The sequence below is a fragment of the Paenibacillus diazotrophicus genome, from assembly GCF_042610465.1.
The window spans coordinates 2,408,288-2,434,610 of sequence record NZ_JBGJZN010000001.1 but is presented as its reverse complement, the minus strand read 5'-3'; the positions used below and the strand labels follow the sequence as shown (position 1 = coordinate 2,434,610).

General features: G+C 48.6%; 22 protein-coding genes and 1 tRNA gene. 12 read left to right on the top strand and 11 right to left on the bottom strand.

Translation table 11 applies throughout. The features are described from left to right. Positions 1 to 68: 68 nt before the first annotated feature. Genes ACAN54_RS11210 through ACAN54_RS11190 form a run of 5 tightly spaced genes read right to left on the bottom strand, consistent with a single transcriptional unit; the run spans position 69 to position 4,371 of the window. Positions 69 to 557 carry a GNAT family N-acetyltransferase gene (locus tag ACAN54_RS11210; protein WP_379154023.1) on the bottom strand — a complete coding sequence of 163 codons (489 nt, stop codon included), beginning with the start codon at positions 555 to 557 and terminating at the stop codon, positions 69 to 71. Beyond that, positions 554 to 1,552: an ABC transporter ATP-binding protein gene (locus ACAN54_RS11205; protein WP_379154021.1), complete on the bottom strand. Its 999-nt coding sequence runs from the start codon at positions 1,550 to 1,552 to the stop codon at positions 554 to 556. The genes ACAN54_RS11210 and ACAN54_RS11205 overlap by 4 nt, the downstream gene beginning before the upstream one ends. After that, positions 1,552 to 2,334: an ABC transporter permease gene (locus ACAN54_RS11200; protein WP_379154019.1), complete on the bottom strand. Its 783-nt coding sequence runs from the start codon at positions 2,332 to 2,334 to the stop codon at positions 1,552 to 1,554. Before ACAN54_RS11200 ends, ACAN54_RS11205 begins: the two co-directional genes overlap by 1 nt. 28 nt (positions 2,335 to 2,362) lie before the next feature. Further along, the gene (locus ACAN54_RS11195; protein WP_379154017.1) at positions 2,363 to 3,181 is read right to left on the bottom strand and encodes an ABC transporter permease; all 819 of its coding nucleotides are present in this window, start codon (positions 3,179 to 3,181) and stop codon (positions 2,363 to 2,365) included. Beyond that, entirely contained in the window at positions 3,181 to 4,371 is a 1,191-nt protein-coding gene (locus ACAN54_RS11190; RefSeq protein ID WP_379154015.1) for a serine hydrolase domain-containing protein, read from the bottom strand. The genes ACAN54_RS11195 and ACAN54_RS11190 overlap by 1 nt, the downstream gene beginning before the upstream one ends. Positions 4,372 to 4,641: 270 nt before the next feature. On the opposite strand from ACAN54_RS11190, the gene ACAN54_RS11185 reads away from it, so the two are divergent. Together ACAN54_RS11185 and ACAN54_RS11180 are read left to right on the top strand one after the other, a co-directional pair. Next, the gene (locus ACAN54_RS11185) at positions 4,642 to 5,946 is read left to right on the top strand and encodes an SMI1/KNR4 family protein (protein WP_379154013.1); all 1,305 of its coding nucleotides are present in this window, start codon (positions 4,642 to 4,644) and stop codon (positions 5,944 to 5,946) included. A 79-nt stretch (positions 5,947 to 6,025) separates the two neighbouring features. After that, positions 6,026 to 7,333 (top strand): APC family permease, encoded by a 1,308-nt coding sequence (locus tag ACAN54_RS11180; RefSeq protein WP_379154011.1) that lies wholly within the window; start codon positions 6,026 to 6,028, stop codon positions 7,331 to 7,333. A gap of 124 nt (positions 7,334 to 7,457) precedes the next feature. On the opposite strand, the gene ACAN54_RS11175 is transcribed toward ACAN54_RS11180, so the two are convergent. Together ACAN54_RS11175 and ACAN54_RS11170 are read right to left on the bottom strand one after the other, a co-directional pair. Then, a complete protein-coding gene (locus tag ACAN54_RS11175) occupies positions 7,458 to 7,823 on the bottom strand; it encodes a VOC family protein (RefSeq protein ID WP_379154009.1) in 366 nt (121 codons plus the stop codon). Positions 7,824 to 7,839: 16 nt separating this feature from the next. Continuing rightward, on the bottom strand, positions 7,840 to 8,727 hold the full coding sequence (locus ACAN54_RS11170) for a fructose bisphosphate aldolase (protein ID WP_379154007.1): 888 nt from the start codon (positions 8,725 to 8,727) through the stop codon (positions 7,840 to 7,842). A gap of 130 nt (positions 8,728 to 8,857) precedes the next feature. Here ACAN54_RS11170 and pyk point away from each other — a divergent pair, with 130 nt between their 5' ends. After that, positions 8,858 to 9,967: a pyruvate kinase gene (gene pyk / locus ACAN54_RS11165; RefSeq protein WP_379154004.1), complete on the top strand. Its 1,110-nt coding sequence runs from the start codon at positions 8,858 to 8,860 to the stop codon at positions 9,965 to 9,967. 98 nt (positions 9,968 to 10,065) lie between these two features. On the opposite strand, the gene ACAN54_RS11160 is transcribed toward pyk, so the two are convergent. Beyond that, a complete protein-coding gene (locus tag ACAN54_RS11160) occupies positions 10,066 to 10,956 on the bottom strand; it encodes an AraC family transcriptional regulator (RefSeq protein ID WP_379154002.1) in 891 nt (296 codons plus the stop codon). Positions 10,957 to 11,101: 145 nt separating this feature from the next. Between ACAN54_RS11160 and ACAN54_RS11155 the strand changes: the two genes are divergently transcribed. The 3 genes from ACAN54_RS11155 to ACAN54_RS11145 all read left to right on the top strand — a co-directional run bounded on the left by ACAN54_RS11155 (position 11,102) and on the right by ACAN54_RS11145 (position 15,611). Next, positions 11,102 to 12,016, top strand: coding sequence for a nucleotidyltransferase (locus ACAN54_RS11155; RefSeq protein ID WP_379154000.1), 915 nt, complete (start codon positions 11,102 to 11,104; stop codon positions 12,014 to 12,016). A gap of 25 nt (positions 12,017 to 12,041) precedes the next feature. Further along, the gene (gene uvrA / locus ACAN54_RS11150; RefSeq protein ID WP_379153998.1) at positions 12,042 to 14,909 is read left to right on the top strand and encodes an excinuclease ABC subunit UvrA; all 2,868 of its coding nucleotides are present in this window, start codon (positions 12,042 to 12,044) and stop codon (positions 14,907 to 14,909) included. Positions 14,910 to 14,999: 90 nt separating this feature from the next. Beyond that, positions 15,000 to 15,611 carry a hypothetical protein gene (locus ACAN54_RS11145; RefSeq protein WP_379153996.1) on the top strand — a complete coding sequence of 204 codons (612 nt, stop codon included), beginning with the start codon at positions 15,000 to 15,002 and terminating at the stop codon, positions 15,609 to 15,611. A 43-nt stretch (positions 15,612 to 15,654) separates the two neighbouring features. Here ACAN54_RS11145 and ACAN54_RS11140 read toward each other — a convergent pair whose 3' ends face one another. Beyond that, positions 15,655 to 16,296 carry a glycoside hydrolase domain-containing protein gene (locus ACAN54_RS11140; RefSeq protein ID WP_379153994.1) on the bottom strand — a complete coding sequence of 214 codons (642 nt, stop codon included), beginning with the start codon at positions 16,294 to 16,296 and terminating at the stop codon, positions 15,655 to 15,657. Positions 16,297 to 16,519: 223 nt separating this feature from the next. On the opposite strand from ACAN54_RS11140, the gene ACAN54_RS11135 reads away from it, so the two are divergent. Next, positions 16,520 to 16,592, top strand: a tRNA-Lys gene (locus tag ACAN54_RS11135). Between the two features lie 69 nt (positions 16,593 to 16,661). Continuing rightward, positions 16,662 to 17,564 (top strand): PhzF family isomerase, encoded by a 903-nt coding sequence (locus ACAN54_RS11130; RefSeq protein ID WP_379153991.1) that lies wholly within the window; start codon positions 16,662 to 16,664, stop codon positions 17,562 to 17,564. A gap of 82 nt (positions 17,565 to 17,646) precedes the next feature. On the opposite strand, the gene ACAN54_RS11125 is transcribed toward ACAN54_RS11130, so the two are convergent. Further along, positions 17,647 to 18,414 carry an ABC transporter ATP-binding protein gene (locus ACAN54_RS11125; protein ID WP_379153989.1) on the bottom strand — a complete coding sequence of 256 codons (768 nt, stop codon included), beginning with the start codon at positions 18,412 to 18,414 and terminating at the stop codon, positions 17,647 to 17,649. Next, the gene (locus ACAN54_RS11120; protein WP_379154227.1) at positions 18,414 to 19,454 is read right to left on the bottom strand and encodes a FecCD family ABC transporter permease; all 1,041 of its coding nucleotides are present in this window, start codon (positions 19,452 to 19,454) and stop codon (positions 18,414 to 18,416) included. The genes ACAN54_RS11125 and ACAN54_RS11120 overlap by 1 nt, the downstream gene beginning before the upstream one ends. 264 nt (positions 19,455 to 19,718) lie before the next feature. On the opposite strand from ACAN54_RS11120, the gene ACAN54_RS11115 reads away from it, so the two are divergent. From ACAN54_RS11115 to ACAN54_RS11100, 4 genes are all read left to right on the top strand, one after another. Continuing rightward, positions 19,719 to 20,786: an ABC transporter substrate-binding protein gene (locus ACAN54_RS11115; RefSeq protein WP_379153987.1), complete on the top strand. Its 1,068-nt coding sequence runs from the start codon at positions 19,719 to 19,721 to the stop codon at positions 20,784 to 20,786. Positions 20,787 to 21,027: 241 nt separating this feature from the next. Further along, positions 21,028 to 22,083, top strand: coding sequence for an LLM class flavin-dependent oxidoreductase (locus tag ACAN54_RS11110; protein WP_379153985.1), 1,056 nt, complete (start codon positions 21,028 to 21,030; stop codon positions 22,081 to 22,083). Positions 22,084 to 22,247: 164 nt separating this feature from the next. Beyond that, the gene (locus ACAN54_RS11105; RefSeq protein ID WP_379153983.1) at positions 22,248 to 22,901 is read left to right on the top strand and encodes a hypothetical protein; all 654 of its coding nucleotides are present in this window, start codon (positions 22,248 to 22,250) and stop codon (positions 22,899 to 22,901) included. 211 nt (positions 22,902 to 23,112) lie between these two features. Beyond that, positions 23,113 to 26,238: a choice-of-anchor I family protein gene (locus ACAN54_RS11100; RefSeq protein ID WP_379153981.1), complete on the top strand. Its 3,126-nt coding sequence runs from the start codon at positions 23,113 to 23,115 to the stop codon at positions 26,236 to 26,238. Positions 26,239 to 26,323 lie beyond the last annotated feature (85 nt).

Here is a 26,323-nt window from a genome sequence, read left to right as displayed (position 1 = left end):
GCATAGCAGAATATGGGGAATCTTGGGAGAGAGGATTTATTCCTATATTGGAGGGAGGACGCATACACTTACTCTACAAAATATACATAATCCACAGGTTCACCAATAACATTAGGGATACTCTGTGTCTTTCTTTCTTGATCTAATATGAATCCTACACTTTCATACATTCGTTGAGCGGGAATTAGGTCTTCATTCGTGAATAATATTATTTTTTTTACTTCATTTTGGATGATTCTATTGACCGCTTCTTGAAGCTGCATTTTACCATAACCCTTGCCTTTGTGTCTGGACGCAATGCAATTATGACCAATTTCCGCATACTCAGGCATATTCCTCGGGTCCCATGAAACAAATCCAATGGCTTCGTCGTGTAGTGTTGTGATGAACCCGCACCTATCTGCAATCTCTAAATTGTCAAAGAAAAAGTGATCAAAATCCTGCCAATCCGAAGTACAGCTTTGTTCATATCTGCGGTCAAATGAATATGCATCTGTCAATAATTCAAACAGTATTCCCCGGTTAAAGTCGCTTACCTTTTTATAAATAATACTCATGTGTTCATACCCGCACTTTCATAAATATTCATAACTACCTGTTGGATGGGGAGTTCCTTCACGGAGATGTCGGAGAAGCGGTGCTTTCGCGAGATGTCTTCCAGAAAATCACTGATTGAAATCTGTGCTGTGTCTACTTCAAGCGTAATCTGAAAATCAGACGGACGTTCGATCACTTGGGTATAGGCGTTATTGAAGACGCTGCCCTGAACGGACTCCACAAAAGTGAAACTGACCCGTTTTTTCTCCCCCAGGAAAAGCTTCAGCCGCTGCAGCGAATCATCAAAAACCTTATCCCCGTGGTTGATGACAATCACCCGATGGGCAAGCTCCTCCACATCCTCGAGATCGTGGGTGGTCAGAATGCAGGTCATATTCTGCTTTTTATTCATCTGGTGGATGAATTCACGGATTTTGACCTTGGCGATCACATCTAGCCCGATGGTTGGCTCATCCAGAAACAAAATGTCCGGGCGGTGCAGCATAGCCATGACGAATTCGCATTTCATGCGTTCGCCAAGAGACAGCACTCGTGTAGGCTTTTCAATCACATGGGTAATATCCAGCAGCTCCGTCAATTCTTCCAGACGGCTTTTGTATTCAGGAGTGGAGATCCCGTAGATGGCCTTATTCATGTTGAAACTATCAATAGGTGGAATATCCCAGATGAGCTGGGATTTCTGGCCGAAGACGGCTCCGATTCTGGAGACGTAGTGCTTTCTGTCCCGGGCAGGCGAATAACCCAGCACTTGAATGTCCCCGCTTGTCGGATACAGCGCACCGCAGAGCATTTTGATTGCCGTTGATTTGCCCACTCCATTGGGACCCAGAATGCCGCAGATCTCCCCCTGGCCAATGGCAAAGCTGATATCGTTCACCGCATGGACTACGACTTCTTCGCGCTGAAAGAAGCTTTTGAAGGTTTGCCCCATGCCTGAGCCCCGCTTATAAGTTGTATACGTCTTGGTCAAATGCTTCACGTCAATAACCGGCATCATCCGCCTACCCCCTCGTACAATCTGATCATATGCCGGTAAATCCATATTCCAGCCGCCAAAAATAAAAAGCAGGGTAGAACCGCCGCGTAATCGCTGGCCTGCACCCGCCCGAGGAGAGCAGACGCAGGGAAGAAGCCTACCATTCCCACGGGAATGATCATTGTGGCTACCCCTTGTATAGCCTTCGGGAAAATAGGCAACGGATACTTTCCAAGGTGCAGTACACTGTCCGCAAGCTCGGAGATTCTCGAATTGCCTACCCATTTGAAGGACACCGCAGCCATCATCAGAGATAATCCTGCCAGGACAGCCGTCCCTGCGATAAATAATCCGGCAAACAGTAGCCAGTTAATGGCTGAAATGGCGCCTACATGTGCAGCAGAGAAGATAAATAGAGATACCCCGCCCAGAAACAAGCCAATACTGTCGGTAGAAAACGTAGTAGCAACAATAAAAAACAGCGGACTGAGCGGCTTGAGCAGAATGACCTCGAAGCTGCCCTCCCGGACATGCGACATGGTGGTCCAGAGGACTCCGCCAAAAATAATACCCGAAAGCCCGCTCGACATGGTGAATACCGACTGGATCAATAACACCTCATACAAGCTCCAGCCGGGAAAGCTGGTTCCAGCCCGATAAATTAGCAGGGTGACCAGCGGGAATAGAATGTTGCCGATCAATGTAATCAGACTGCTGATGATGAAGTTCATCCGGTAAGCTGCAGCCGACTGCAAAGCGGAATACATACACTGCTTATAAACATCCAGATACCGTTTCATGTAACTAATTATCCTTTCAAGGGGTCATTCATGCACCGACAGCGGTAAACTGCTTCATGGCCATACGGCGTACGAGTTCGTTCAATCCGAATGTGATTAGCACGGCTATTGCCTGCATGCCTACAGCTTGCTGAATGGAAAGCTCTAGACCACCAAGCGAATAATGGCCGGTGAACACCATTGCCGGCAGGTAAGCCATATACTGAAACGGCAGGAAGAACTGGATTACTTGCAGGGAGTGCGGAAAGAAATCAAGCGGAATAAGCGCACCTGAAAAAATCCCTGACACCAGCATAAACGCGCTTCGTATCCCGCTCGACTGGACAAGCCAAAATGAAGTCAGGCCAATCATGTAGTTCACATAAAAATTCATCAGAAAGGCCAGCAGCACCGACAGAAGGGTCAACGGAAGGCTCGCAGGCCGCATATCGACTCCAAAAATAAAAATGAAGATCAAAAGACACGGCAGAAATTCAAACAGAAAACCCAGAGACCGGTGGCCAATTTTCTGAAATAATGCGAACGAACGGTGATGAATCGGGCGCAAATGAAAGGTGAGAAATTTACCGGTTCGCACAAGCATGGATAAGTTCCAGTCGGCAAAATCCATGATCAGGTAACCGAGTAGCGCAGTAGCGCCGAAGTAACGGATCATCTGGGGGAGACCCATGCCGCCGAGTGAAGCGTGATCTCCATATACCGCCGTCCAGATGAAATATTGCACTATGAAATAGACAGGGCCGACGATAATGGATACCATAGAATGCGTACGGTAAGCACTCCACTCTTTGTAGGTTACGTCCGCTACCGTCCGGCAAATAAGCCAATTGTGCTTAAACCTGTTCATTAGATCAGTCCTGACCAAATGATATTGGTTACATTATATAGTCCCTCCGCATACCAATTGTCACCGGTGAAAGGTACGAACCATACGGCGGCGAGCTGTTCTGTAGGATCAATGACCATGCAGCAGGCACCCGCGCCTTCATGCAAATAACTGGTCGAGGAGTAGAGGAAGGCGGGACCTCTTCTCATATCGAGTCCGATGCCATAACTCCGGTCGCTATTATCGGCACCCCAGCAGTGGTCAGGAACCCCATAAAGGGTGCGGGTTGTGATCTTTTCTACCGCTTTGCGGCCGATAATCCGGGTACCGTCCAGTGTTCCCATGCTCAGGAGCATGTTGGCGAACCGCATAATGTCACCAGGTGTAGAGGCCAGCCCTCCACCTGTTTTGGAAACCGTCTCCCACAGCTTCTCCTCCTGTGAGAGTTCAGGCCGACTACCGTTGATTACATCGCTCAGCCGCTTCTCGTATCTCTCGTTTCTAATAATCGCACGTTTGGCTAAATCGGGAGTCAGCTCCCAAACCGTGTCATTCATGCCAAGTGGCTTCAGTATGTGCTTTTCTATGTACTCCTCAGCGGTAATACCGGTCAGTTTCTTGATAATTTCTCCAAGGATGCAGAAGCCGAATGAACAGTATTGCCATTCCTCACCTACTTTTTTATTGACCCCGCAGCTCAGAGCAGCGGTAATCCAGTCCGGATCCCCATCTTCAGGGCTATATTTTTCAAAATATTCACCGATGAACTCCCAATAAGATTTATGATAGGGAATGCTATCCGCACAGTCGGGAAATAAACCCGAGGTATGGGTCAGGAGGCTGTAAATATCGATTTTGTTGAATGGGTCCACATTAAACGGTTCTAATATGGTGCCAACTGGAATGTCAAACCGGAGAATGCCGTCCTCAACAAGCTTGGCGACGGCTACCGAGGTAACAGCTTTGGTAATGGACGCAATATTATGAACGGTTGTCGGCAATAGCGGATCTGCCTGGTCTTCCCGGAATGAAAGCGGTCCGATAGCACCGTGCATGAATGTCTTCCCATACCTGGAAACGCAGTAAGAGGCGGCCTGGACTTTTTTTTGATCGATGAGGGTCTGGAAGTGGGCATTCAAGACCTCGATTCTTGAAGCATCATAACCCACCTCTGCCGGTGAACAATCGGTAACTCCTTGTGTATATAGCATAAGATTTTTACCCTCCTAAAAATATTTACGCCATGCAATTACAGGACAAGCAATCTATCGAAGCGCTCTCATTATGAATCGCCTATTCGTGCTGTACGCATGGCAAAGACTAGAGGCACGATTACATCAAGTATATTTCCAAGGAATGGATGTTACAACGGAGAGTTTCTTTTATAAGCAAACTTACCCGAAATGGGTCCAGGAGGAATGAAGTTGTTCGCTTTCAGTTCCACAGCTTCATGATAAAATCAAGAGAAGGGGGACGCACAAATGCACAAACCTATAGAAATATGGAAAGGTCAGTGGCAGCAGCTGATTCAGGCACTGGAGCTGAAGTCTGCGGATACGTATATTTACTTTGATCCACCTGCGGAGAAAAAGGACATTGAGACAGTGGAAACTCGTCTTGGAGTTTTGCTGCCCGAAGAATTTCGCTTGCTGCTGGAAGAGGGCGCCGCTAAGGCTCAGGTGAGCTGGTATCTTCCGAGTGAGACGATTATGCCGTTTGAGGTGAGCGGTAATGTAGGCTGGGATCTCGAAGTGCTGGATTTCTACGACTTTGCCGATAAGAGCATGGATGGGCAGAAGCGGTATCTAAGCTTTCATCTTGCCGGGAACGGGGATGAGCTGCTGCTTGATCTGCATAGCCCGTCTGGAACCTCCGTCGTCCACTGGGCTCACGAGACAGGAGAATTCCGGGTGTTGGCTCCAACCATAACGGTTTTTTTGGAGCGGGTCACTGAGCTAGGATGTGTGGGGGCGGAGGAATGGCAATACCCGGATTTTTGCGATGAACAGGGGCTGAATCCAGGCGGCAGTAACGGTATGCGTTGGATGGACTGGCTGCACCAATATCTGACCCTCACCGTGGAGCAGGCGCAGCAGGAGCTGCCATTGCTGATCTTGTATACGGAAACGAACGGAATTCATCCGGAGGTAGAGGCGGCCTTTGCCTGTTATTCACAGGAAGCGGTGCTGCAAGCATGGGTCACAAGAGCAGTGGAGGAGGCAAACCTTAACAATCGGTCACAGCTATTGTGTTACGCGGGTGATCTGCTTAAGGAATACGCTGCTGACTTCGTGCGGACCCTGTGGGGAAATGAACCTCCGCTTAAGGTGAGTCGTCAGGTGAGGGCTTATCTCTCGTCTGTATGCTTACCGGCAGGGGAAGGGCTACAGCGTGTAGTTGAAGAGCTGGATAAGCAAGGGAAGCATAGCAAGTTAAGTGGCTATGAAGCGAATTCCTTATTGCAGCCATTCCGCAGCCAGCAGGTACTGAAGTGGATGGAGGATAAGGTATCGTTCCCTTTTGACGGGTGGGATACGCTGTATATTCACTCGCAACCAGAAGCCTCCGACGTGATTCAGTGGCTTGAGGGCAAGGATGTTCAGCGCCGGATCGTAATCTCGGCCTTATCCAGTCTGCCGGAAGGTTACCCGCTGTTTGGAAGCGAGATGGAGGCATTACAAGTAAGAGATTTACTGGAGCGGTTGCAGGGGGAAGCTGTGCTCAAGAAAGAAAAACAGGCCGTCCAAGATGCGCTGGACAGTCTTATTCACCTGGGACAGGCTTAGCCGGATCTTCCCTCCATTCAGTTATGATCGATCTAAAATACGCTACAATCTAACAACAGGAAGGATAGTAAATGTCAGAATGAATACAAAGCCGCTTATAAAAACTGTAACATTCTTTGAAGCCCTGGCACTCGTGGTAGGGATGATTATCGGTTCGGGGATTTTTCTGAAACCAGGGATTGTGCTGAATAATGCCGGTACCCCATGGATGAGTATCTTGGCCTGGGGGGTTGGCGGTATCATTACTCTGGCTTCAGCACTGAGCGTAGCAGAGATTGCAGCCGCCATTCCGAAGTCGGGAGGTCTGTATACATATCTGGGAGAACTCTATGGCGGAGTATTCGGCTATCTACTGGGCTGGGTGCAGGCTGTAATCTCCTATCCGGCTTCCGTTGCGGCCCTGACGATTGCCTTTGCTACATACTCCGGCTATTTTTTGCCGCTGAATCACTGGCAGCAGAAGCTGCTGGCCGTTGCTATTCTGGCTTTCATTCTAATCATGAACATCATTGCGACCAAATTCGGTGGGATTATCCAGACCGTTGCAACGGTTGGCAAGCTGATTCCGGTGGCGGGAATAGTAGGAGTGGGCTTATTCTCGAATTTGGCTCCCGGCTTTGGTGGGATAGGGGCGTCGGCAGCGGGAGCGGGCTTTGGAGCAGCTGTTCTGGGCACGCTCTGGGCCTATGACGGCTGGATCGGTGTGACGAATATGGCAGGAGAGATCAAGAACCCGGCCAAGACGCTGCCCAAAGTCATTTCCATCGGGGTTATTTTTGTAATCGCCGTTTACGTATTATTCAATATTGCCATCTTTCAGGCACTGCCTTACGACCAGATCATTTCTTCCCCGACTCCGGGGGCGGATGCGGCAGAGGCATTATTCGGCAATGGCGGTGGAGCTTTTATTACTGCGGGTATTATTGTGTCCGTGCTCGGTGCGCTGAATGGTTATTTGATGACTGCTGCACGGGTGCCTCAGGCGATGGGGGAGAACAACCAGATTCCGTTCTCGCGGGTGCTCCGCAGCATCCATCCCAAGTTTCAGACTCCGGCCAATGCGCTTATCTTTCAAAGTGTGCTGGCGGTCATCTATATTTTCTCGGGAACCTTTGATACGCTGACGGATTTGCTGGTGTTTGTGTTGTGGATTTTCTTTACTATGGGCGTGTTCGGTATATTTATCCTGCGCAAAAAAATACCGCTGGCAAAAGGACGCTACCGCGTGCCTTTATACCCGGTTACTCCTATTATTGGGGTAGCGGGCGGAATATATATTCTGGGCAGCACAATTATCAGTGATCCGCTGCGCTCACTGATAGGAATAGGCATAACGCTGGCCGGACTCCCGGTCTACTATGTGCTGTCACGCAAAAACCGGTTGTAAGGCATAGAGTTTTTTGCAGGCGTAGGACAGAGAATTTATATAGATAGCAAATGGTAGCTGAAGAATCCAGGACAGAGAAAGACCGCCTTCCATTGGAGGCGGTCTTTCTTTTTCAACCACTGCTCTACCTGTGCTCCGCTAACTGCACCTCGAAGCCGTCCGGGTCCAGTACATACAAGAATCTCAGGTGAGGATTGGGCATGATCGGTCCGCGTGCTAACGGGATACCCTGGCTTTTTAAATGATCGATGGCCTCATCCAGTGAAGTCACCTCGAAACCAACAGAGACGCCGCTCTCAGGTATCATAACCTTCTCATTTCCCTGAATCAGCTCGATCTTGGGTTGACCTTCTGCACCTAACATAACTATTTGTCTTCCTCTGCTCTCAAATCTGCGTTCAATAGGAAGCCCTAGAATCCTGTGATAGAAATCGAGGGAAGCTTCCAGGTTGCGGACCCTGAGTGTAATCCAATTCAGACGCAGTATCATATCGGGTGTCCCCCCCTTAAGTGATGGAGGCTTCGTAGATGGCCTGGGTGGATTGTTCGAGCATGGCGTTGAACTCTTCATCGGTTTGCTGATCGCTAAGCCCTTGGGACAAGGCCCGGGAGAAGCTGGCGATCAGCCCATGGTTATGTGCAAGCTTATCGTTGGCTTCCGCTTGAGTGTAGCCGCCTGACAAAGCCACAACCCTTACCACATGCGGATCTTCTATTAAATCACTATAGAAATTATCCGCAGTTGGAATGGAAAGTTTAAGCATAACCTTCACGTCTTTACCGAGAGCAGATAATTGAGCAGAGATCTCGTGTTTTAAAAGCTTCTCCGCTTGCTCTTTATCCTTACTATGGATATCTACTTCCGGTTCGATAATCGGCACCAGACCGGCATTTGCAATCTGGATTGCAACGGCAAACTGCTGCTCTACGACTTGTTGTATGCCGGTAGGATTCGCTTCCTTAATTAGTGAGCGCATCTTGGTTCCGAAGATATTTTTCTGGACGGCGCGCTGCAAAAGATCATCCAAACCGGGGATAGGTTTCATGAGCTGAACCCCGTTATCAGACTCGGCCAGACCCTGATCGATTTTCAGAAAAGGCACGATGCCTTTCTGTTCCCATAAATAATCAGCCGTGAATTGACCGTCAATGGAGCGGTCCATCGTGTTCTCAAAAAGAATAGCACCCAAAATGTGTCTGGAATTAAAAGCCGGACTCTTAATAATTCGCGTTCTCATCTCGTGCACCAGTGCAAACATCTCTTCTTCAGTGGCATAGCGGCCTTCCTGAATGCCATATTGCAGCAGGGCTTTTGGAGTACTGCCTCCGCTTTGATCCAAAGCCGCAATAAAACCCTTTCCTGTGTGAATCCGCTCTAATTGTTTCGTATTCATGAGTGTGTCCCTTCCCTTCTGTAAAGTGAATGGCAACGGTTATCAATCATGTATAGTTTAGTTAGATTAAACGTACAATGCAAACTAAGGTAAGGTATGAAGGCCAATCAGATATGGGAGTTAAGTTCAGTTGAGTATTGATTTGATCTGCACGATAGGCCCGGCTAGTTCATCCCCAGCTATTCTTAAGGAGTTACTGCTGGGCGGTATGACCATCGCCCGGCTCAATATGTCACACGGGAGCCATGAAGAGCATGCACGGGTAATTGAAGTATTGAGGGCCGCCGCCGCTGAAACAGGACAACCCGTGCGGATTATGAGTGACCTGCAGGGACCGAAGATCCGTCTGAAGAGTGTGCAAGGGGAGGACGTTCAATTAGAGGAAGGTCAATCCTTTATTCTGGATCAGTCGGATGAACCGGGAAGCCAGGACCGCGCAGCGCTCGATAATCCTGTGGTGATGGAGGATATTCAACTGGGTGCTGCGATCTTAATCAATGACGGGGAAGTTAAGCTTGAGGTGACGGATAAGCATCCGGGAAGCATTATTACAAAGGTTATTGTCGGTGGAACAATCAGCAGCCATAAAGGTGTCAACCTTCCAGGAACGAAAATCCGTTTGCCGGCCATTACTGAAAAAGACAAACAGGATCTTCAGTTCCTGCTGGAGCATCATGTGGATTGGATTGCTTGTTCTTTTATCCGTGAGGCATCGCATCTGATGGAAATTCGGGCGTTTGTATCTGCGCTGGGGAAATATAGTCAACCGGGTCTGGTATCCAAAATCGAAACCATTCATGCCATACAGAATTTCTCATCCATTATGGAGGCGTCCGACGGAATCATGATTGCGCGCGGAGATCTTGGCGTAGAGCTGCCTTTCGAACGAATTCCCTTTATTCAGAAAGCCATTCTCCGCGAGTGTAAGCAATCCAGGACCTACGTAATCACTGCTACTCAGATGCTTCAATCCATGGTGGAACACCCGGTTCCAACACGTGCAGAGGTAACCGATATCTCTCAGGCCGTAATGGACGGGACCGATGCTGTAATGCTGTCAGCGGAAAGCTCTGTAGGCGATTATCCGGTGCAGAGCACAAGAGTCCTGAACACTGTCGCCAAATTTGCAGAGAACATGCGGGAGCAAGGGAAGAGCGATTTTGAGCTGGGGGAACTGTGCACCGAGTCCCCGTTCGATCATCTTTATAAGAAGACAGCAGTGAATAACCGGACAGATTAAGAAGACTATTTGAACAAGAGAATCCTTCTTAAAACAACGAATAGACAGATCAATGTAAAGACCGGCCCCAACCTGGGCCGGTCTTTTGCTTTCTTTCTTCATATCTTCGATATCGGATAATACAAATTGCACTCACAGTACTGCTTATTGCATCTGGCGTAATTGATGAGCTCGAAGCTGAATTTCTCATCCAGATCGAATTGTATGGTGGGCATCCACGTCTCGAAGATCTGCTTCCAGATGCTGCTTAAGGACTTCGAATTGATGTCTTCCGGCCGATGAGGTCCCATATAGGTGAACACTCCGTACTTGTGGGGGGCAACATGCTTGACAGACATATCCGGTGGAATGATGCTGCTCTGATTCACTTTGACTGAGGGTTGGTACCAGGTATAGCCCTGAAACGGCTCCGGAACGGTGGTATACCCGATATAAATATTTTTGTTGACCGGATTGATAATTCTTGGACGGTCCTTATAAAAGAAAGCGACACCCAGCCGGTTGGACGTTTGATTAGCCATATTGTCATTTACATCCACCTGATATTCGGGTCCTGCAATGGAAAAGGGCGGCAATACGCTTGTGGAATGGAAATAGACAAGACCTTCTCCCGCACGATGCAGAAAGTCGGCATTGAACCTGTCCATGATCTGCAGTGGAGAGGGGTTTCGCCGCCATTTGGCGGGACTGATGTTGAATTCCTCTTTGAAGACCCTGGAATAGGTGCGTTCGCAGCCGAAGGAGTATTTGGAGGAGATGAACTCAATGCTGTTCCGTTCATGAATCAGATCTCCCAGGGACAAGGCGATCCGCCTTCTGCGCACATATTCCATCAGGCCGGTTGCGGTTGCCCCTTTCCAGATGCGGAGTAAATGAAATTTGGAGATATTCACCTGTTCGGAGATACGGTCCAGACTTAGCTCATCGAGCAGATGATGTTCGATATAATCAGTGGTTTGGTTGATCGTTTCGAGGAGATGGAGTTCCATAATTGCTCCTTTGCAAGCTGAACTTTTTGCGGGATAACCCAGCAATTTTTGTCCGTTTCTATACATCGCAGTGTAGTATGATTCTACCATAAACGGAAAATACGAAAAGGGAAATTTTATAAGAAAAAGGAGGAGGGCTGGAAGGATGGATAGTGCAGCGCAGGCAGAGCTTAGAGAACGCTACATTGCCGCTCGGGACAGCTTTATCGGCAAGGTCAGCGGTGATCCGAATGTGATTGCCGTTATTCTCAGCGGGAGTCTGGCTTATGATGTGATTTGGGAAAAAAGCGATATTGACATGACCATGGTCGTCCGTGACCAGCCCCTTACCACAACAACCTATTGTATTGACGAGGACGGTATCTTAATCAATGTGTATCTTGTGGCCCGAAGCGACTTCAAGCGGGGGATGGACCGGGCGCTGGGCGGGTCCTTTGCCCAATCCTACTACTCCAAGGGGAAGATGGTCTATTCCACGGATGACAGCCTGGTTGAATACTTCGAAGATCTCAAGACCATAGGCAGTGATGATATAGCGATTTCGGCACTTCATATTGCAAGTCAGCTTGTATTTTTGTCCGACAAGACCCGGAAGTGGCTGACCGTCCGAAAGGATCTGCTGTATGCCCAGTATTACTTGTTAAAAGCTGCAGAGTCGGTTGCCCATATGGAGCTCTGTATTCACGGTGAAGCCATATCCAGAGAGGCTATTCAGCGAGCACAGATTCTGAATCCGGAGGTTCTTGTTCCTTTTTATCAGGAGGCGATGTCCCACCATATGAATGTGGAGGAAATAGAGAGGGGATTAGACTGCCTGGACCGAATACTGGAGCGGCATCTCCCTGTCTTTTCAAAGCCGGTGCTTGAGTTCATGAGGGATCAGGAGATCAAAACGGTTACGCTGATCAATAAGCATTTTCATGTGCAGAGTGACCAGCTGCTTGGTGTCATGGACTATTTGGTTCAGCAAGGTATTATCGAGAAGGTTACCCAGACGATTCGGATCACGCCCAAAAGCAAGCTGGCTGTTGAGGAAGCAGGCTATTTATACATTCCATAAATACAAGTGCGAAAGGAGCTTCATCATGCCCATTCGAACAACTATCGAGATATCCGGGGCCAAACAGAACAACCTGAAGAACATCTCCGTTGAAATCCCGCGGGACCAGTTAACGGTGATCACCGGCGTGTCCGGTTCGGGGAAGTCCTCGCTTGCTTTTGACGTCATTTACGGGGAGGGCCAACGTCGGTTTCTCGATTCCATCTCCACGTTCGCCAAGAGCCGGATCAGCCAGCTCAAAAAAGCAAAAGTCGACTATGTACGTGGCCTGTCCCCGGTCATCGCAATTGAACAGAAGAAAAGCAATACCAATCCGCGTTCAACCGTAGGCACCGTTACGGATATTAACGACTATCTGCGTCTGCTGTATTCCACGGCAGGTGTTGGCAAATGTCCGGAATGCGGACATTCCCTGAAACAGCTGTCTGCTGCCCAGATCGCTGAACGTATTTCCTCCCTGCCCATCGGAACAGTAGTTGAGCTGCGGGCTCCCGTCTATAAAGTATACGGAGAGGAATATAGCTTTACTTTTCAGCAGCTCCGGGATAAGGGTTATAAGAACCTGCTGGTGGATGGCGAGCCATTTTCACTGGCGGAAAAAAGAGAACTGGACGAAGCACAGGAATACCATATAGAAATGGTCATTGACCGCTTTCAGCTGAAGAAAGACACCTATATTCAACTGACCAAATCCATCGAAGCAGCGATGTTGGCCCTCGAAGAGGATATTATGATCAAAGTGGTGGTTCCGGGAGGGGTAGACCCGTCCTTCTATCAGGACTTCGGTTGTCCGGAGCATCATTTCTTCCTGTGCGACATGCAGCCTTTCCATTTCTCCTTCAACACACCCGTAAGCGCCTGTCATACCTGCCTTGGGGTAGGGATGTCCTATGTGGTAGAGCCCCGTTTTCTGGTAGTGGCACCGGAGAAAAGCATCAACAAGGGAGCTCTGAAAAGTACGGTTTTCAGCCCTGCAGGCAAGGACAGCTACCGTTCTGTGCTGATGTACAGCTTGTCCCAGAAATATCAATTCAGTCTCGACACCCCTTTCTGCGATCTACCGAAGGAAATTCATGATCTTCTCTTCTACGGGACTAAAGGCGAGGTGCTCCCTATGCTCCAGCCCCCTAATTCTACGAAGAAGAACTGGATGATCGGGCGGGACCGGCCTTTCTGGGGGTTCGTCCATGAAATGGAGAGCTGGTACAAGCATTACATACGGAAAAGTTCTACCTCGGAAGCCTTCGAACCGACATTTATTAAGGATTGTATGATCGAGAAGATTTGCCCGGAATGCCATGGAGCAAGGCTCAAACAGCAGCGCCTCCAGGTTACCCTTGGCGATGAGAATATAGACCAGTTAAGCCGCAAGCAGCTGCCGGAGCTGCTTCATTCGCTGGAAGCTCTGACGTTTGGAGCAGAGATTCAGGATGTGGCCACCTCGATCATTCACGAGATCCGCACCAGGGTGTCCCTGCTAATTGATATCGGACTGCACTATATCAGCCTTAGCCGGAGAAGCGACAGTATTTCGGGCGGCGAGATGCAGCGGATCAAAATGTCGACCCAGATCAGCAGTGAGCTGATGGGGATGCTATACGTTATGGACGAGCCAAGCATAGGCCTGCACCCCCGCGATTCCAGCCGCGTCATTGACACTATGAAGAAGCTGCGGGATATCGGCAACACCGTAATTGTGGTTGAGCATGATATGGATACCATACAAAGTGCGGATCATATTATCGAGATCGGCCCCGGTCCGGGAATTCATGGCGGCCAGGTCGTGGCTTGCGGGACCATCGAAGATATTATGAATGAGCCCCAGTCCGTGACAGGCCGATATCTATCGGGAAAAGCCTGCATTCCCGTCCCCGGGAAGCGCAGAAGCCTGGGAGATGATTTCCTCAGCATTCAAGGTGCCCGGGAGAATAACCTGAAGAACATCGATCTGGATATCCCACTGGGTGTGTTCATCTGTGTTACCGGAGTGTCCGGTTCAGGGAAAAGCTCGCTGATTAACGAGATTCTGTTCAAACAACTGAAGATCGACAAGACTGCAGCGCGGATTGTGGCGGGTGAGCATGATTTTCTGTTCGGTGCGGATCTGCTGAACAATGTCATTAACATTGACCAGACCCCTATCGGAAGAAACAGCAAATCGAACCCGGCTACATACATCGGCATCTATGATAAAATCCGGGATCTCTTTGCTATGCAGCCGGAGGCGGTGGACAGGGGATACCAGCCAATTGACTTTAGTCTGACCCATGCAGGCGGAACCCGTTGTGAGCAATGCGCCGGAGACGGTGTGATCGTTACCAATCTGCAGTTCATGGCTGATATTGAGACCATCTGTCCGGTGTGCAAGGGGCAGCGGTTCTCGGAAGAGGGGCTTGAGATTAAGGTCCATGGTAAAAGCATAGCCGATGTCCTGGAGATGACGGTGGAGGAAGCCCGTGAATTCTTCAGCGGTCACAAATACCTGAAGCATAAGCTGGAGATTATGGATGAGCTCGGACTTGGCTATATGCGGTTAGGTCAAAGCTCGACGACCTTGTCCGGCGGAGAAGCGCAGCGTGTCAAGCTGGTGTATGAGCTGTCCAAAATTAAGCGGGGCGCCCGCAATCTGTATATCCTTGACGAGCCTACCACAGGGCTGCATCTGTCGGATATTCAAAAGCTGCTGCTGTCTCTGGGCAAGCTGGTGGATAATGGGCATACCGTTATCGTTGTTGAACATCATCTGGATGTGATGAAGTCTGCAGATTATATCATTGATATGGGCCCTGAAGGCGGCCATGACGGCGGGTATGTTGTTGCCGAAGGCACACCGGAGCAAGTGGCTGAAGTGGAGGCCTCTCATACGGGCAGGTTTTTGCGTTCGGTTCTGTGAGCCTTGAGATTTTATGGATTTAATAATATAATTTATGAAATAAATAACAATTTATCTGCCTCTGGCAAGAAAATATGAAAGGAGTAAATAATGAAGAAAGGTAAAGTGATCATTTATTTTCTTATACTGCTGCTTCTACTAATCGTCACTGCTTGTTCAACAAAAGCTGGCGGAGCCAAACCTATAACCACACATTCTGAAATATCGAATAAGGAGAATGACGCATCTTCAAATGATAATGGGAACGAAACCACTTCTTCCGAAACGATAACAGGAATTGATGATAACATATGGCAACCGGCGGGTACACATATACATCCATTTGAGGGGGAACTGGTCTCATATACAGTAGAAAATAACTTTTTGATAAGTTTAGATTTCAAACCACATACGGCTATTATTACAGCCACAGATCCAATTACAGAGCCAGCAACAGACAATCTTGATGTTATTTCGACTATAAAAGTGAGGAATGACAGCAAAGTGTCCAGCCAGATCAACTCAGAACAATTAGCTCGTCTAAATAAAGGAGAGACATACATCGTATACATTGAGCCGTGGGTATTGGGTAATGAACATTTTCAGGGAACGGAACTGGCAACTATTTATTACTTCAATAAAGACCAATATTATAATCTAAAGGATAATTCTAAATTCTCAGAATGTGATCTTGGAGGTTGTGAGCGAGTCACGAAACCGTAATGTAAAAATAAAAAGCCCCGCTAATTTAGGGGGCTTTTTATTTTTAAGTTTCTGAAGGATTGCGATAGTCAGAGACGTTGAGATCAACTTTTAAAGTACTCCCATTAAACGTTTTAGTCACATTACCAGCATATTGCCAAGTGGAAGCAAAGCTGATACCGCTATTCGCTGGAGTAATTCCTGAATAGGTGTTATTCAAGCTGGAATCGTAACGAGCCACGATAAAACGTGTAACATAAGGCACGCTATTGAGATAATTTGCAGAAGTAGTAGAACAATAAATTCCACCTTGGAATGCCGTGTCTTGAAAAGCAACCATAAAGCCTGCGGCATACTCCAGCATTGCAGTATCGCCTTTCACATCGCCCTCAATATCTAGATAGATGATACCTCTTGTGAACCCACAAGCTTTTGCTTTGGCTATTGCAGAAGCAGCATCTGCGGCACCTTGACTTCTTGTTTTCAAAGTAGCTGCCGATGATGTTTGTCGTCCTACATAATAAATCATGAATCCATAGCCGATGGAAGCTATATCTGCTCTTGCCTGAGCGTTAAAGCTAGTGTCGGAGTGAAAGGGGGTTCCTGGCAAATAAAATCCAGTATATGAGAATAGACCACTATTATAAAAATTCTTCATAGCCGTTATTCCAGGGTAAGATTCTTTGTCAATGCCGTAATAAGCCAAAATAACCAACTCCTTTATGATTTCTAGGTGACTAACTTGAAGGGCCCTTCAGTTATGTAGGTGTTTTTAGAGCATAAGATACAACCGTTCTGTCGAATAAAGAAGATATTTCTTGAAAAAAACCTTGTATTATTTTTACGAAAGTGATATAATCTTTTATACGAGAGAATTATTCAAGTCTTCCCCGGGTTACCTGAAGGCGATATGATTCGACCAATAATGAGGACTCTTAGCTCAGTTGGTAGAGCAGTAGACTCTTAATCTATTTGTCCAGGGTTCGAGCCCCTGAGAGTCCATCACTGGAGAAACGGCAGAAATGCCGTTTCTTTTTTTGTTACCATATTTCAGAAATGGGGCTGATAAAGTTGAGAACTTACAACCTATATCAAGTAGACTCGTTTACCACTGAACTTTTCAAAGGTAATCCGGCGGGAGTAGTATTGGACGCGGATGGACTTTCGGAGCAGGAGATGCTAAAAATCGCCCGGGAGCTGAACAATTCAGAAACCGCTTTTGTAATGGCGCCGGACGGGCCGGATCATGAGGTGCGGATCCGTTATTTTACACCTCGAATCGAAGTTCCGGTATGCGGACATGCGACCGTTGCAGCTCATTACGTCCGGGCTAAGGAGAAGAAACTGGAGTCTGGCATGGTCATACACAAGATTGCTATCGGAGTGTTACCGGTTGAGATTATCAAGGAAGACAATGATTATTCTGTCATTATGACGCAAGGCAGCATTGAGTTCTCGGGGCCTTTTACAAACGGTGACCGTGAACAGTTAATGAAAGCCTTAGGTTTGCGGGAAGAGGATATGGACCCAAGGTGTCCGTTGCAGATCGTATCCACGGGACATTCCAAAGTGATGGTTGCAATCAAAAGCAGAAAGACCTTGGACCATTTGCAGCCGGATATGCGTGCACTTACTGAACTGAGCGGCAGGATGGGCTCCAACGGATATTTTGTGTTCACTCTGGATTCAGAAATGGACGGCATATTGACGCATGGGAGAATGTTTGCTCCCGCTGTTGGGGTCGACGAGGATCCGGTAACAGGTAACGCCCATGGTCCGCTTGGGGCATATCTGGTCAAACATGGATTGGTTGAGCACAATGGTGCCTCCTTTTCTTTCCGGGGGGAACAGGGGTCAGCGACCGGACGGAGCGGCATTGTTAGTGTAACTGTAGAAATGGAGCATGGAGAACCTTCACTGGTGAAGTTGGGGGGAAGAGCGCTTATTGTATTTAAGACGGAGATTCAGCTCTAATGCTGATGGGGTTGTCCCAAAACACGAATAAGCCCTTCCCGCTCCTGATTGGGAAGCTGAAGGGCTGAGAAGGTTGTTTCAACTACCGTGTCTCCAGATAAGCAATGCCAAGCGCCCCGGTTACAGGGTTGCGGTAAGTTTCGCAGGCCACATCAAAGACCTGGCCGATTAATTCCTTCGTCAATATATCCTCCGGCTTCCCGCAGGCGGCCACTTGGCCCTTCTTCATGACATACAGATAATCGCAGTATTCCGCTGCAAGGGTAAGGTCATGGAGCGCGGCGAGAATGCCGATGTCGAGCTTTTTAACGATATTCAGAATTTGCAGCTGGTATTTAATATCGAGATGGTTGGTCGGCTCATCCAGAATCATGAATTCCGGCTGCTGGGCCAGAACACGGGCGAGGATGACACGCTGTTTCTCGCCACCGGATAGTGAATTATAGCTGCGGCCTGCATGGCCTTCCAGATTGACCTTGCGCAGAGCGCCTGAGACAATGTTGAAATCCTCTTGGTTATCGGTTTCCAGCATTCCTTTATGCGGGGTTCTGCCCATTGCCACCATTTCACGCACGGTGAAGTCAAAGCTGAGCTCGTTGAACTGGCCGACGACACCCAGCTTTTGCGCCACAATCCGGGGGCTTGATTTCATTACATTCATTTCAGAGAGATATACATCACCCTGGCGCGGCTTGATCACTTTGTAAATACTCTTGAGGAGTGTGGATTTGCCGCAGCCGTTCGGACCAATGAGCCCGACAAATTGCTTGTTTCTGACCTTCAGGGATACATCTTTTACGATATTCGCATCGGCAAAAGAGACGCTTAGGTGATCAACGCTCAAGTTCATTAACTTTTCCCTCCAAACGCGTAGCCTTTTTTGATCAGCATGTACATGAACATCGGTGCACCGATTAAGGCGGTGATGATCCCTATGGGGAGTTCAACATTGGGTACAATCGTCCGGGCAATCACATCTGTCCAGATCAGGAAGATTGCTCCGAACAGAACGGACGCAGGCAGCAGTCTCCGGTGATCTGAGCCAACCAGTCCTCTGACCAAATGGGGGATGATGAGTCCAACGAATCCGATCATGCCGCAGCTTGCTACCATCACGCCTGTAATCAGCGCAGTAATCATCATATAGGCTTTGCGGTATGCACCCAGATGAATGCCCAGGGTGACCGCAGCCTCATCGCCCAGCATCATCGCGTTCAGGACGCGGAATTGCATGAGGAAGAAGAAGACAGCAAGAAGGACGGATATCGAGATGAGCGGGAGTTTGTCCCAGCTTGCCGCAGCCAGACTGCCCATCGTCCAGAACGTAACGGTCTTAATGCCTTCTGCATTATTGGCGAAATAAACAATGAAATTGGCGAAGGCGGTACATAACGCATTAATGACCATGCCGGCCAGGACGAGCTTGACGGAGGTCATTTTGCCGCCTGCGCTTGCCAGAATCAAGACCAGAAGGGAAGCGCCGACCGCACCGGCGAAGGCCCAGAAGGCAACCCCGGTCTGACCCAACAATCCCATGGAACCAAAGCCGATCAGGATGGCGAAGGTTGCGCCGAGAGAAGCGCCGGAAGAAATACCAAGAATATATGGATCAGCAAGCGGATTCTGAACAGCCGCCTGCATGATGGTACCGCATAACGTGAGTCCGGCTCCGATGAACATAGCCATCAGGACGCGGGGGAAGCGGATCTTCCAGATGATATCTACAAAGGAACCAGAGGTCAGCTCCTGTACATCTCCGATTTGAATACCTGTAAGGTGATGGAGCAGGATCCGGTAGGATTGGGACACAGGAATGTCTACCTGTCCAAAGGAGACGGCCGCGCCTGCTGACAATAATGTAATTATAACCAGGATGCCAATAACGGTCATAAAGCCATAGCGGGTGTGGATAATGGATTTTTTGGGTTCGAACTGCGCAGCTACTTCAGTGTGCATGGCATTCATAGGGCTCCTTATTGAATATATTTAATTTAAAATATAAGCCATATTGAGAACCATTGTCAATGAGAATTATTATCATTGACAATGGTTCTCATATTCTATATTCTACGTTTGTACTACCTGCCAGATATCAGCTCGGTAAATAAACCTGCAGGATATACAAATGTACATACAGAAAAGGGGACTAGGGAAATGAAGAATGTATTCAAAAGATATGTGCCGCTATTGGCGGTATTGGTAATGGCGGTAATGGTAGCTGCGTGTTCATCGGGCACCAAGAATGCGAATGGAGCTTCGGAATCGGCTGCACCCGCAAGCAGTCCAACAAGCACAGAGGAAGCTGCTCCAAGCACTAAGACGGTCTACCCGATCACCATTGAGAACTACACCAATAATGGTGAAGGAACGGAATGGAAGGCCAAATCACAGACTTTTGACAAGGCACCTGAAAAAGTGGTAGCCAATACCCAGGGAGCCGCTGAACTGCTGATCAAGCTGGGCTTGACCGACAAAATGGTCGGTGTGGCTGCCCTTTATGGTGCGGGTGATCCTGCGGTACAAGAGGAATTCAAGAAGATTCCAGTGATCTCCAAGGAATATGCCAGTAAAGAGCTCGTCGTTGGAGCAAGTCCTGATCTCGTACTGGGGCGCAGTGACCTCTATGCGGATGCGGATTGGGGCGTTGGGACTGTAGAGGGTTTGAACGAACTAGGCATTAAGACGTTCGTGCAGAACACCAGTGTTAAGGGAGCTACACTTGACAGCTTGTACAAGGATATTGAACAGATCGGTCAAATCTTTGATGTGCAGGAGAATGCAGCCGCCTATATCAATGAATTGAAGGAGCGTGCACAGACACTTAAGGATAATACTGCAGCGAGTGGTGAGAAGACCTTTGCATATGTGAACGACGGAGGAAACGGGGCAATCGGCATTTACAGCGGGAATGTGGATACTTTTGCAGGGGATGTCTTAGGTCTCCTGGGACTCAAAAACAGCTTCGGTACCGTTACCGGAGATATCAGTAAAGAGCAGCTGATCGCTACTAACCCGGACGTGCTTCTGCTCTCCGTGTATACGGGAGGCGTAGATCCGGAGCAGACGTTAAAGGCATTTTACGCTGATCCGTCACTGCAAAGTCTGAAAGCCATCAAGAACAAGGCGATTTATAAGATCGATTTTAACCAGTTCTGGGGCTACAGCTACTCCATATTTGACGGGGCTGAGAAATTGGCAACCGAGTTGGTCGCCAAGCCTTAAGGCTACCTGATCAGAAGTATAATAGAAGCAGAGTGGGCAGTCCTCACGACATAGCCCACTCTGCTTTTTTTGCTGCCTGTATGTCTACTTAAGCTGAAGGTGCAAACCAATATATGGAGGGAGTAACGGAGGGAAAGTTTGGAACTGGAGGAGTCTGGCGAAAATTAAATTTTGAATATTCAAACATGAAGATATACAATATAGTGATTATAATTCGAGAATAGCTTGGGGGAACAAAAAAGTGGAACTTGGAATCAGCACTTTTGCCGAAACAACGCCTGATGTGATCACAGGGGAAACCATGAGCCACGCGGAGCGGCTGCGTGAAGTGGTAGATGAGATTGTACTTGCGGATCAGGTGGGATTGGATGTATACGGGGTGGGTGAGCATCACCGTCCGGATTTTGCCGCATCATCACCTGCAGTTGTGATGGCAGCAGCCGCATCCCTGACGTCCAGGATCCGGTTGACCAGTGCTGTGATGATCCTGTCGTCGGCCGACCCGGTGCGTGTCTTTCAGGATTTCGCCACGCTGGACGGTCTATCGAACGGACGCGCAGAGATTATGGTTGGCCGTGGTTCTTTTACAGAGTCCTTTCCTTTATTCGGCTGTGATCTGAAAGACTATGAAACCTTATTCGAGGAGAAGCTCGATTTACTGATGAAGCTCCAGAAGTCCGGGAGCGTGAACTGGGAAGGTAAGCATAGAGCCGCCATACATAATCTGAAGATTTATCCGCGTCCGGTGCAGCAGCCTTTGCCCATATGGATCGCCAGCGCAGGAAGTCCCGAATCTGCGGTTCGTGCAGGTGCACTCGGGCTGCCTTTTGCGCTGGCGATGATCGGACCGGTCCGTCCCTTACAGTTTGCTTCGCAAGTCCAGGCTTATAAAGAAGCCGCAGTCCGGGCAGGGCATGATAGTCTGCGGCTGCCAGTTGCGGCCCATGCGCATGGTTTTATCGCCGAGAATACGCAAAAAGCCATGGAACAGTTCTATCCATCCACCTATGCCCGTACAAATGTCAGAGCGGTGGAGAAAGGCCTCCCGCCGTATCACCGTTCAGATTATGACGCGGCATGCAGCTTCGAAGGAGCTTTATATGTGGGAGACCCCGTGACAGTAGCAGATAAAATCATTCATTTACGGAAGCATGTAGGGGTTACAAGGTTTCTGCTGCATGTACCGCATGGTTCGATGCCTCATGCCGAGGTGATGGAAGCGATCAGGTTGTTTGGCACGGAAGTGGCTCCCCGGGTGCGTGAGGAAGTGGCGCGCTGGGAAGCAGACAACCAGTAACACACAGTAATTATAATGGTGTCTGAAAATACACTGGATGCATGAGTGTGGTAAAGCATAAATTTACATTTTTATTTACAATATTGTCTATTACATGTCTTGTCCATAACAAGATGACGCTTACAGCCTTGGGATGGTATGATAGGAAGTGGGGTGAATATGAAATGAACAATAAGTCAACGACTGACGAAGCAATGAGCAACGAAGAAACAGGCGAAGAATCAACCGGCACAGAGCAAACGATGACTGACGAACAAATGGCTGAGCTTGTAAAGGCTGTTCACCATAATGGCATTGTTGCGCTGAAGATGCATTTCAATGAGGTTCAGGGCCAGGTAATGAATCTGGATGCTTACGGCCCGATATTTGTGTTTCATGTTATGGACGAGGCGAAGGATGTCTATTCTTGCGGGTTTTTCCTGCGCGAGCTGATTAACAGATTCCAGACGAACAACAGTCCGAATATTTGGATGGCTTCGTTCTTCATCGACTTGATGAAGGTCAAGGGAGGCAAAGCCCTCATACCGCCGCCAACCAGTGAAGAAGAGGCCAAGGCCATGATCGATAACCTACTTGTGCCGCATTGTATTGCAGCCGTACGTGAAGAATTTGCTCCCGAGCAGGTTCACGCAGGACTGGCCTGGAATGAGACCCACGGTCCGGTGTTTGAAGCCGGATTCCCTGCGGTAACCGAAGGCAATAATGTCTGTGCCATTCCGCTGCATATGCTCTTAATCCATCTTCAGTTGAACCGCGATCCGTCGGAACTGCTGCTGCAGGGATTGTACAGCATCCGGAAAGAACATGGGTTGGATTAATCCCGCTGGTTCATTCCAGTGAATCCTATTTGAAGAAACAGACCGTATCCTTTCAGGGGTTGCGGTCTGTTTTTGTGTTGCCATTTATCCTTGCAGGAAGCAATGCCAACGGTTTTGTTAACATAAAATATATTGATAATTAACAATGTATTACCCGTGATTTTACATATGTCTCTTAAAGTTAAAGAGATTACAAACTAGGGAGGTACATATGTTAATCAAACATCCAAAACGGATTTTAAGCGTATTCATGGGTTCGGTCATGCTGATGACGCTACCGGCATCCTATCCTGTTCATGCTGTATCCGCCGCAACCATTGAAAAAGGGGACGTGATCTATACAACCGATTCTTTCCAAGATGTATCCCCTCGTACTGCCACAGGCGCAGTGTATGACCCGGCTACAGTGACACCCGCTACCTATGTATGGGAGCATGGCAAGACGATGAATAAAATCGGCAGCTACTCTACTGGTTTTTCTGATCTGGAAGGCGGAGTTGCGGAGATTGTAAAATACAACAGCGATAACCAGAAGTTCTATCTGGTTAACGGCAAGGAGAAACAGATTGATATTGTCAGCCTGAAGCCTCTGAAGACAGGAGAGGAAACCCAGCTTGTGCTGGAGAAACGGATTGACGTCAGTTCAATGATTAACGGTTTCACCTTCGGAGATATTACCAGTATTGATATCAGTACAGAATTGGGCATGATTGCAATTGCTGTCCAGGAAGCGGATTATAAGAAATCCGGCGCAGTCTTGCTGCTCGACTATGATGGGAATTACCTTACGCACTATACAGCAGGTGTTCAGCCGGATATGGTCACCTTCACACCGGACCACCACTATCTGCTATCCGCTGATGAAGGGGAACCCAGAGAAGGATATGCTTCCCCTGCTGTTGACCCGAAAGGCTCTGTAACACTTATCAATCTGGAGGCAAAAACAGCCAAGGTGATTGATTTCACCGGCTTCGACGGCAGCGAAGCGCGGAATGCGCTTTTAGCGGATAACGTGATTCTCAAAAGGCAGACTGCCCCTTCTGTAGATCTTGAGCCGGAATATATAGCCGTGTCCGCTGACAGTAAGCAGGCGTTTATTTCTTTGCAGGAAGCCAATTCCCTAGCTACGCTGGATCTGGAGACGGGTGCTTTTATAAGAATAAAGGGGCTAGGTTTTAAGGACCACAGTGTTCCCGGCAACGAGCTGGATATGCGCAGAGACGGCAAAATCGATATCAAAGCCGAAGCCAATGTTCTCGGCATGTACAATCCTGATGGAATTGCCACCTATGCCACTGGAGGTAAAACCTATGTGATTACGGCGAATGAAGGGGATTCCCGGGACTGGAAAGGTTATACCAATGAGAAGGATGTTACGCTGGGTAAAGGCCAGGATGGTGATGCCACCAAAAGCATGAAGGTAACCACTTTTGATACTTCCGGTTATGAAGTGGGAACGGGTGGAACCGGATTTGTAAGCGGGAAAACTTATCTTTTTGGCGCACGTTCCTTCTCGGTCTGGAATGCGGAGGATATGTCTCTGGTCTACGACAGTGGAGCGGACTTCGAGAAAATAACGGCGACTGTGCTTCCAAAGGGTTTTAACTGGTCCAATGACGACTTTGTCTTTGAGAAAAGAAGCGCCAAAAAAGGCCCTGAGCCCGAGGATGTCAAGGTTGGTATTGTGGACGGTACGCCGTATGCATTTATTGGACTGGAGCGGGTCGGCGGCAATATGATGTTTGACCTGTCCGACATTAGTAGTCCTGTCTTTTACGACTACTTGAATACAAGAGATTTGGAGCACTCGGTAGATGTATCCGGAACCAAACCAGTCTACCAGGTTGCCGGGGATGTCTCTCCTGAAGGCCAGAATTTCATAGCGGCAGCATATAGCCCGACAGGTTATCCGCTGTTGCTGGTTGCCAATGAGGTATCGGGAACGGTCTCTATCATAGAGATACCAGAAGGTAAGTACACACCGGAAGAACCAGAAGCGCCGGTTACGCCAAACCCGGGAGCAACCGCATCTCCAAGTCCGGCGGTATCGACATCACCAGTGGTATCGGCAATGCCGGCACCTACACCTGCCCCAGCTTCAGTACCGGTCACCTTACACCCAAGCCCAAGTGCTTCGCCGCAAGCCGGGGCATCCGTTACGGATACGGTAGCTGTGGCAGCTATGAAGTTGAATACGGAGACAGGGGAAGCAACAGGTACACTGACAGATGAAGCTGCCCAGAAACTGATGGATAATGCGAAGACAAGCGGGAAAGCAGGGAAACCAGCGTTGGTGGAAATTCGCGGAGAAGCTTTACCGGGAGCCTTAAAAGGAACGCTGGAGCTCAGCAGCGCGTTTTTGGCGAAGCTGTCATCTGACACACAGGCTGATCTGAAATTAAGCACCGGGTTTGCTTCTATTACGTTTAACAGCAACGTTATTGGAGCCATCAGCAAGGCGGCCTCAGGCCAATCGGTTAAGTTCAGTGTTGCACAGGCTACCGGGACGGGTTGGACTAGCAATACCCGGGATCTGGTAGGCAGCAGACCCGCGTATGCGTTCACCATCACCAGCGGGACAACCAGCATTACAAGCTTTGGAGAAGAATTGGTTAAGATTCAAGTCCCTTATGCACGACAAGCGGCAGAGAACGCTAATGCAGTCGTAGTGTGGTATATAGACAGCAGTGGAAATGCTGTACCTGTAGACAGCACATATCGGGAGGCTACACAAACGGTTGAGTTCAGAACCCGTCACTTCTCGACCTTTGCCGTTGGTTATCATGCTGAGGGGTTCAGCGATAGCTTGAATCACTGGGCGAAGGACAGTATTGATTATACTGCGGCGAGAGGCTGGTTATCGGGTGTGGGAGGTAACTCCTTTGCACCGAATCAGAACGTGACCCGGGGAATGCTTGCCACCATCCTGGGCAAAATGTCCGGCGCGGAGCTGTCTATCGGAGCGGCCTTCACCGATGTTGCGTCAGACAAATATTATTCACCCTATGTAGCCTGGGCTGCATCGAAAGGCATCGTTCAGGGGACAGGCAACAATACTTTTGACCCGGAACGGGCCGTTACGAGGGAAGAACTGGCGGTCATTCTGAATCATTATATGAAGTTTTCGAAGCTGCCAGTAGGGAATTTGAGTACTTCTTCTGCTTTTGCGGATGAAGGTCAGATCTCAGCCTGGGCCAGGGAAGCTGTCGCAACGATTCAAGACTATGGCTTAATCAGCGGCAAAGCGGGTAATCTCTTTGATCCCAAAGGAACGGCAACCAGAGCCGAGGTTGCTACGGTATTGAGACGGATGATGGAGCGCAGCTTTGCTGAATAGCCTATGAGAAACAGAGGAACAGACCACACTAAGCGATGTAAAGTGGGGTCTGTTCTTTTTTGTAAGTGTCCGGAGATTGGGGTTG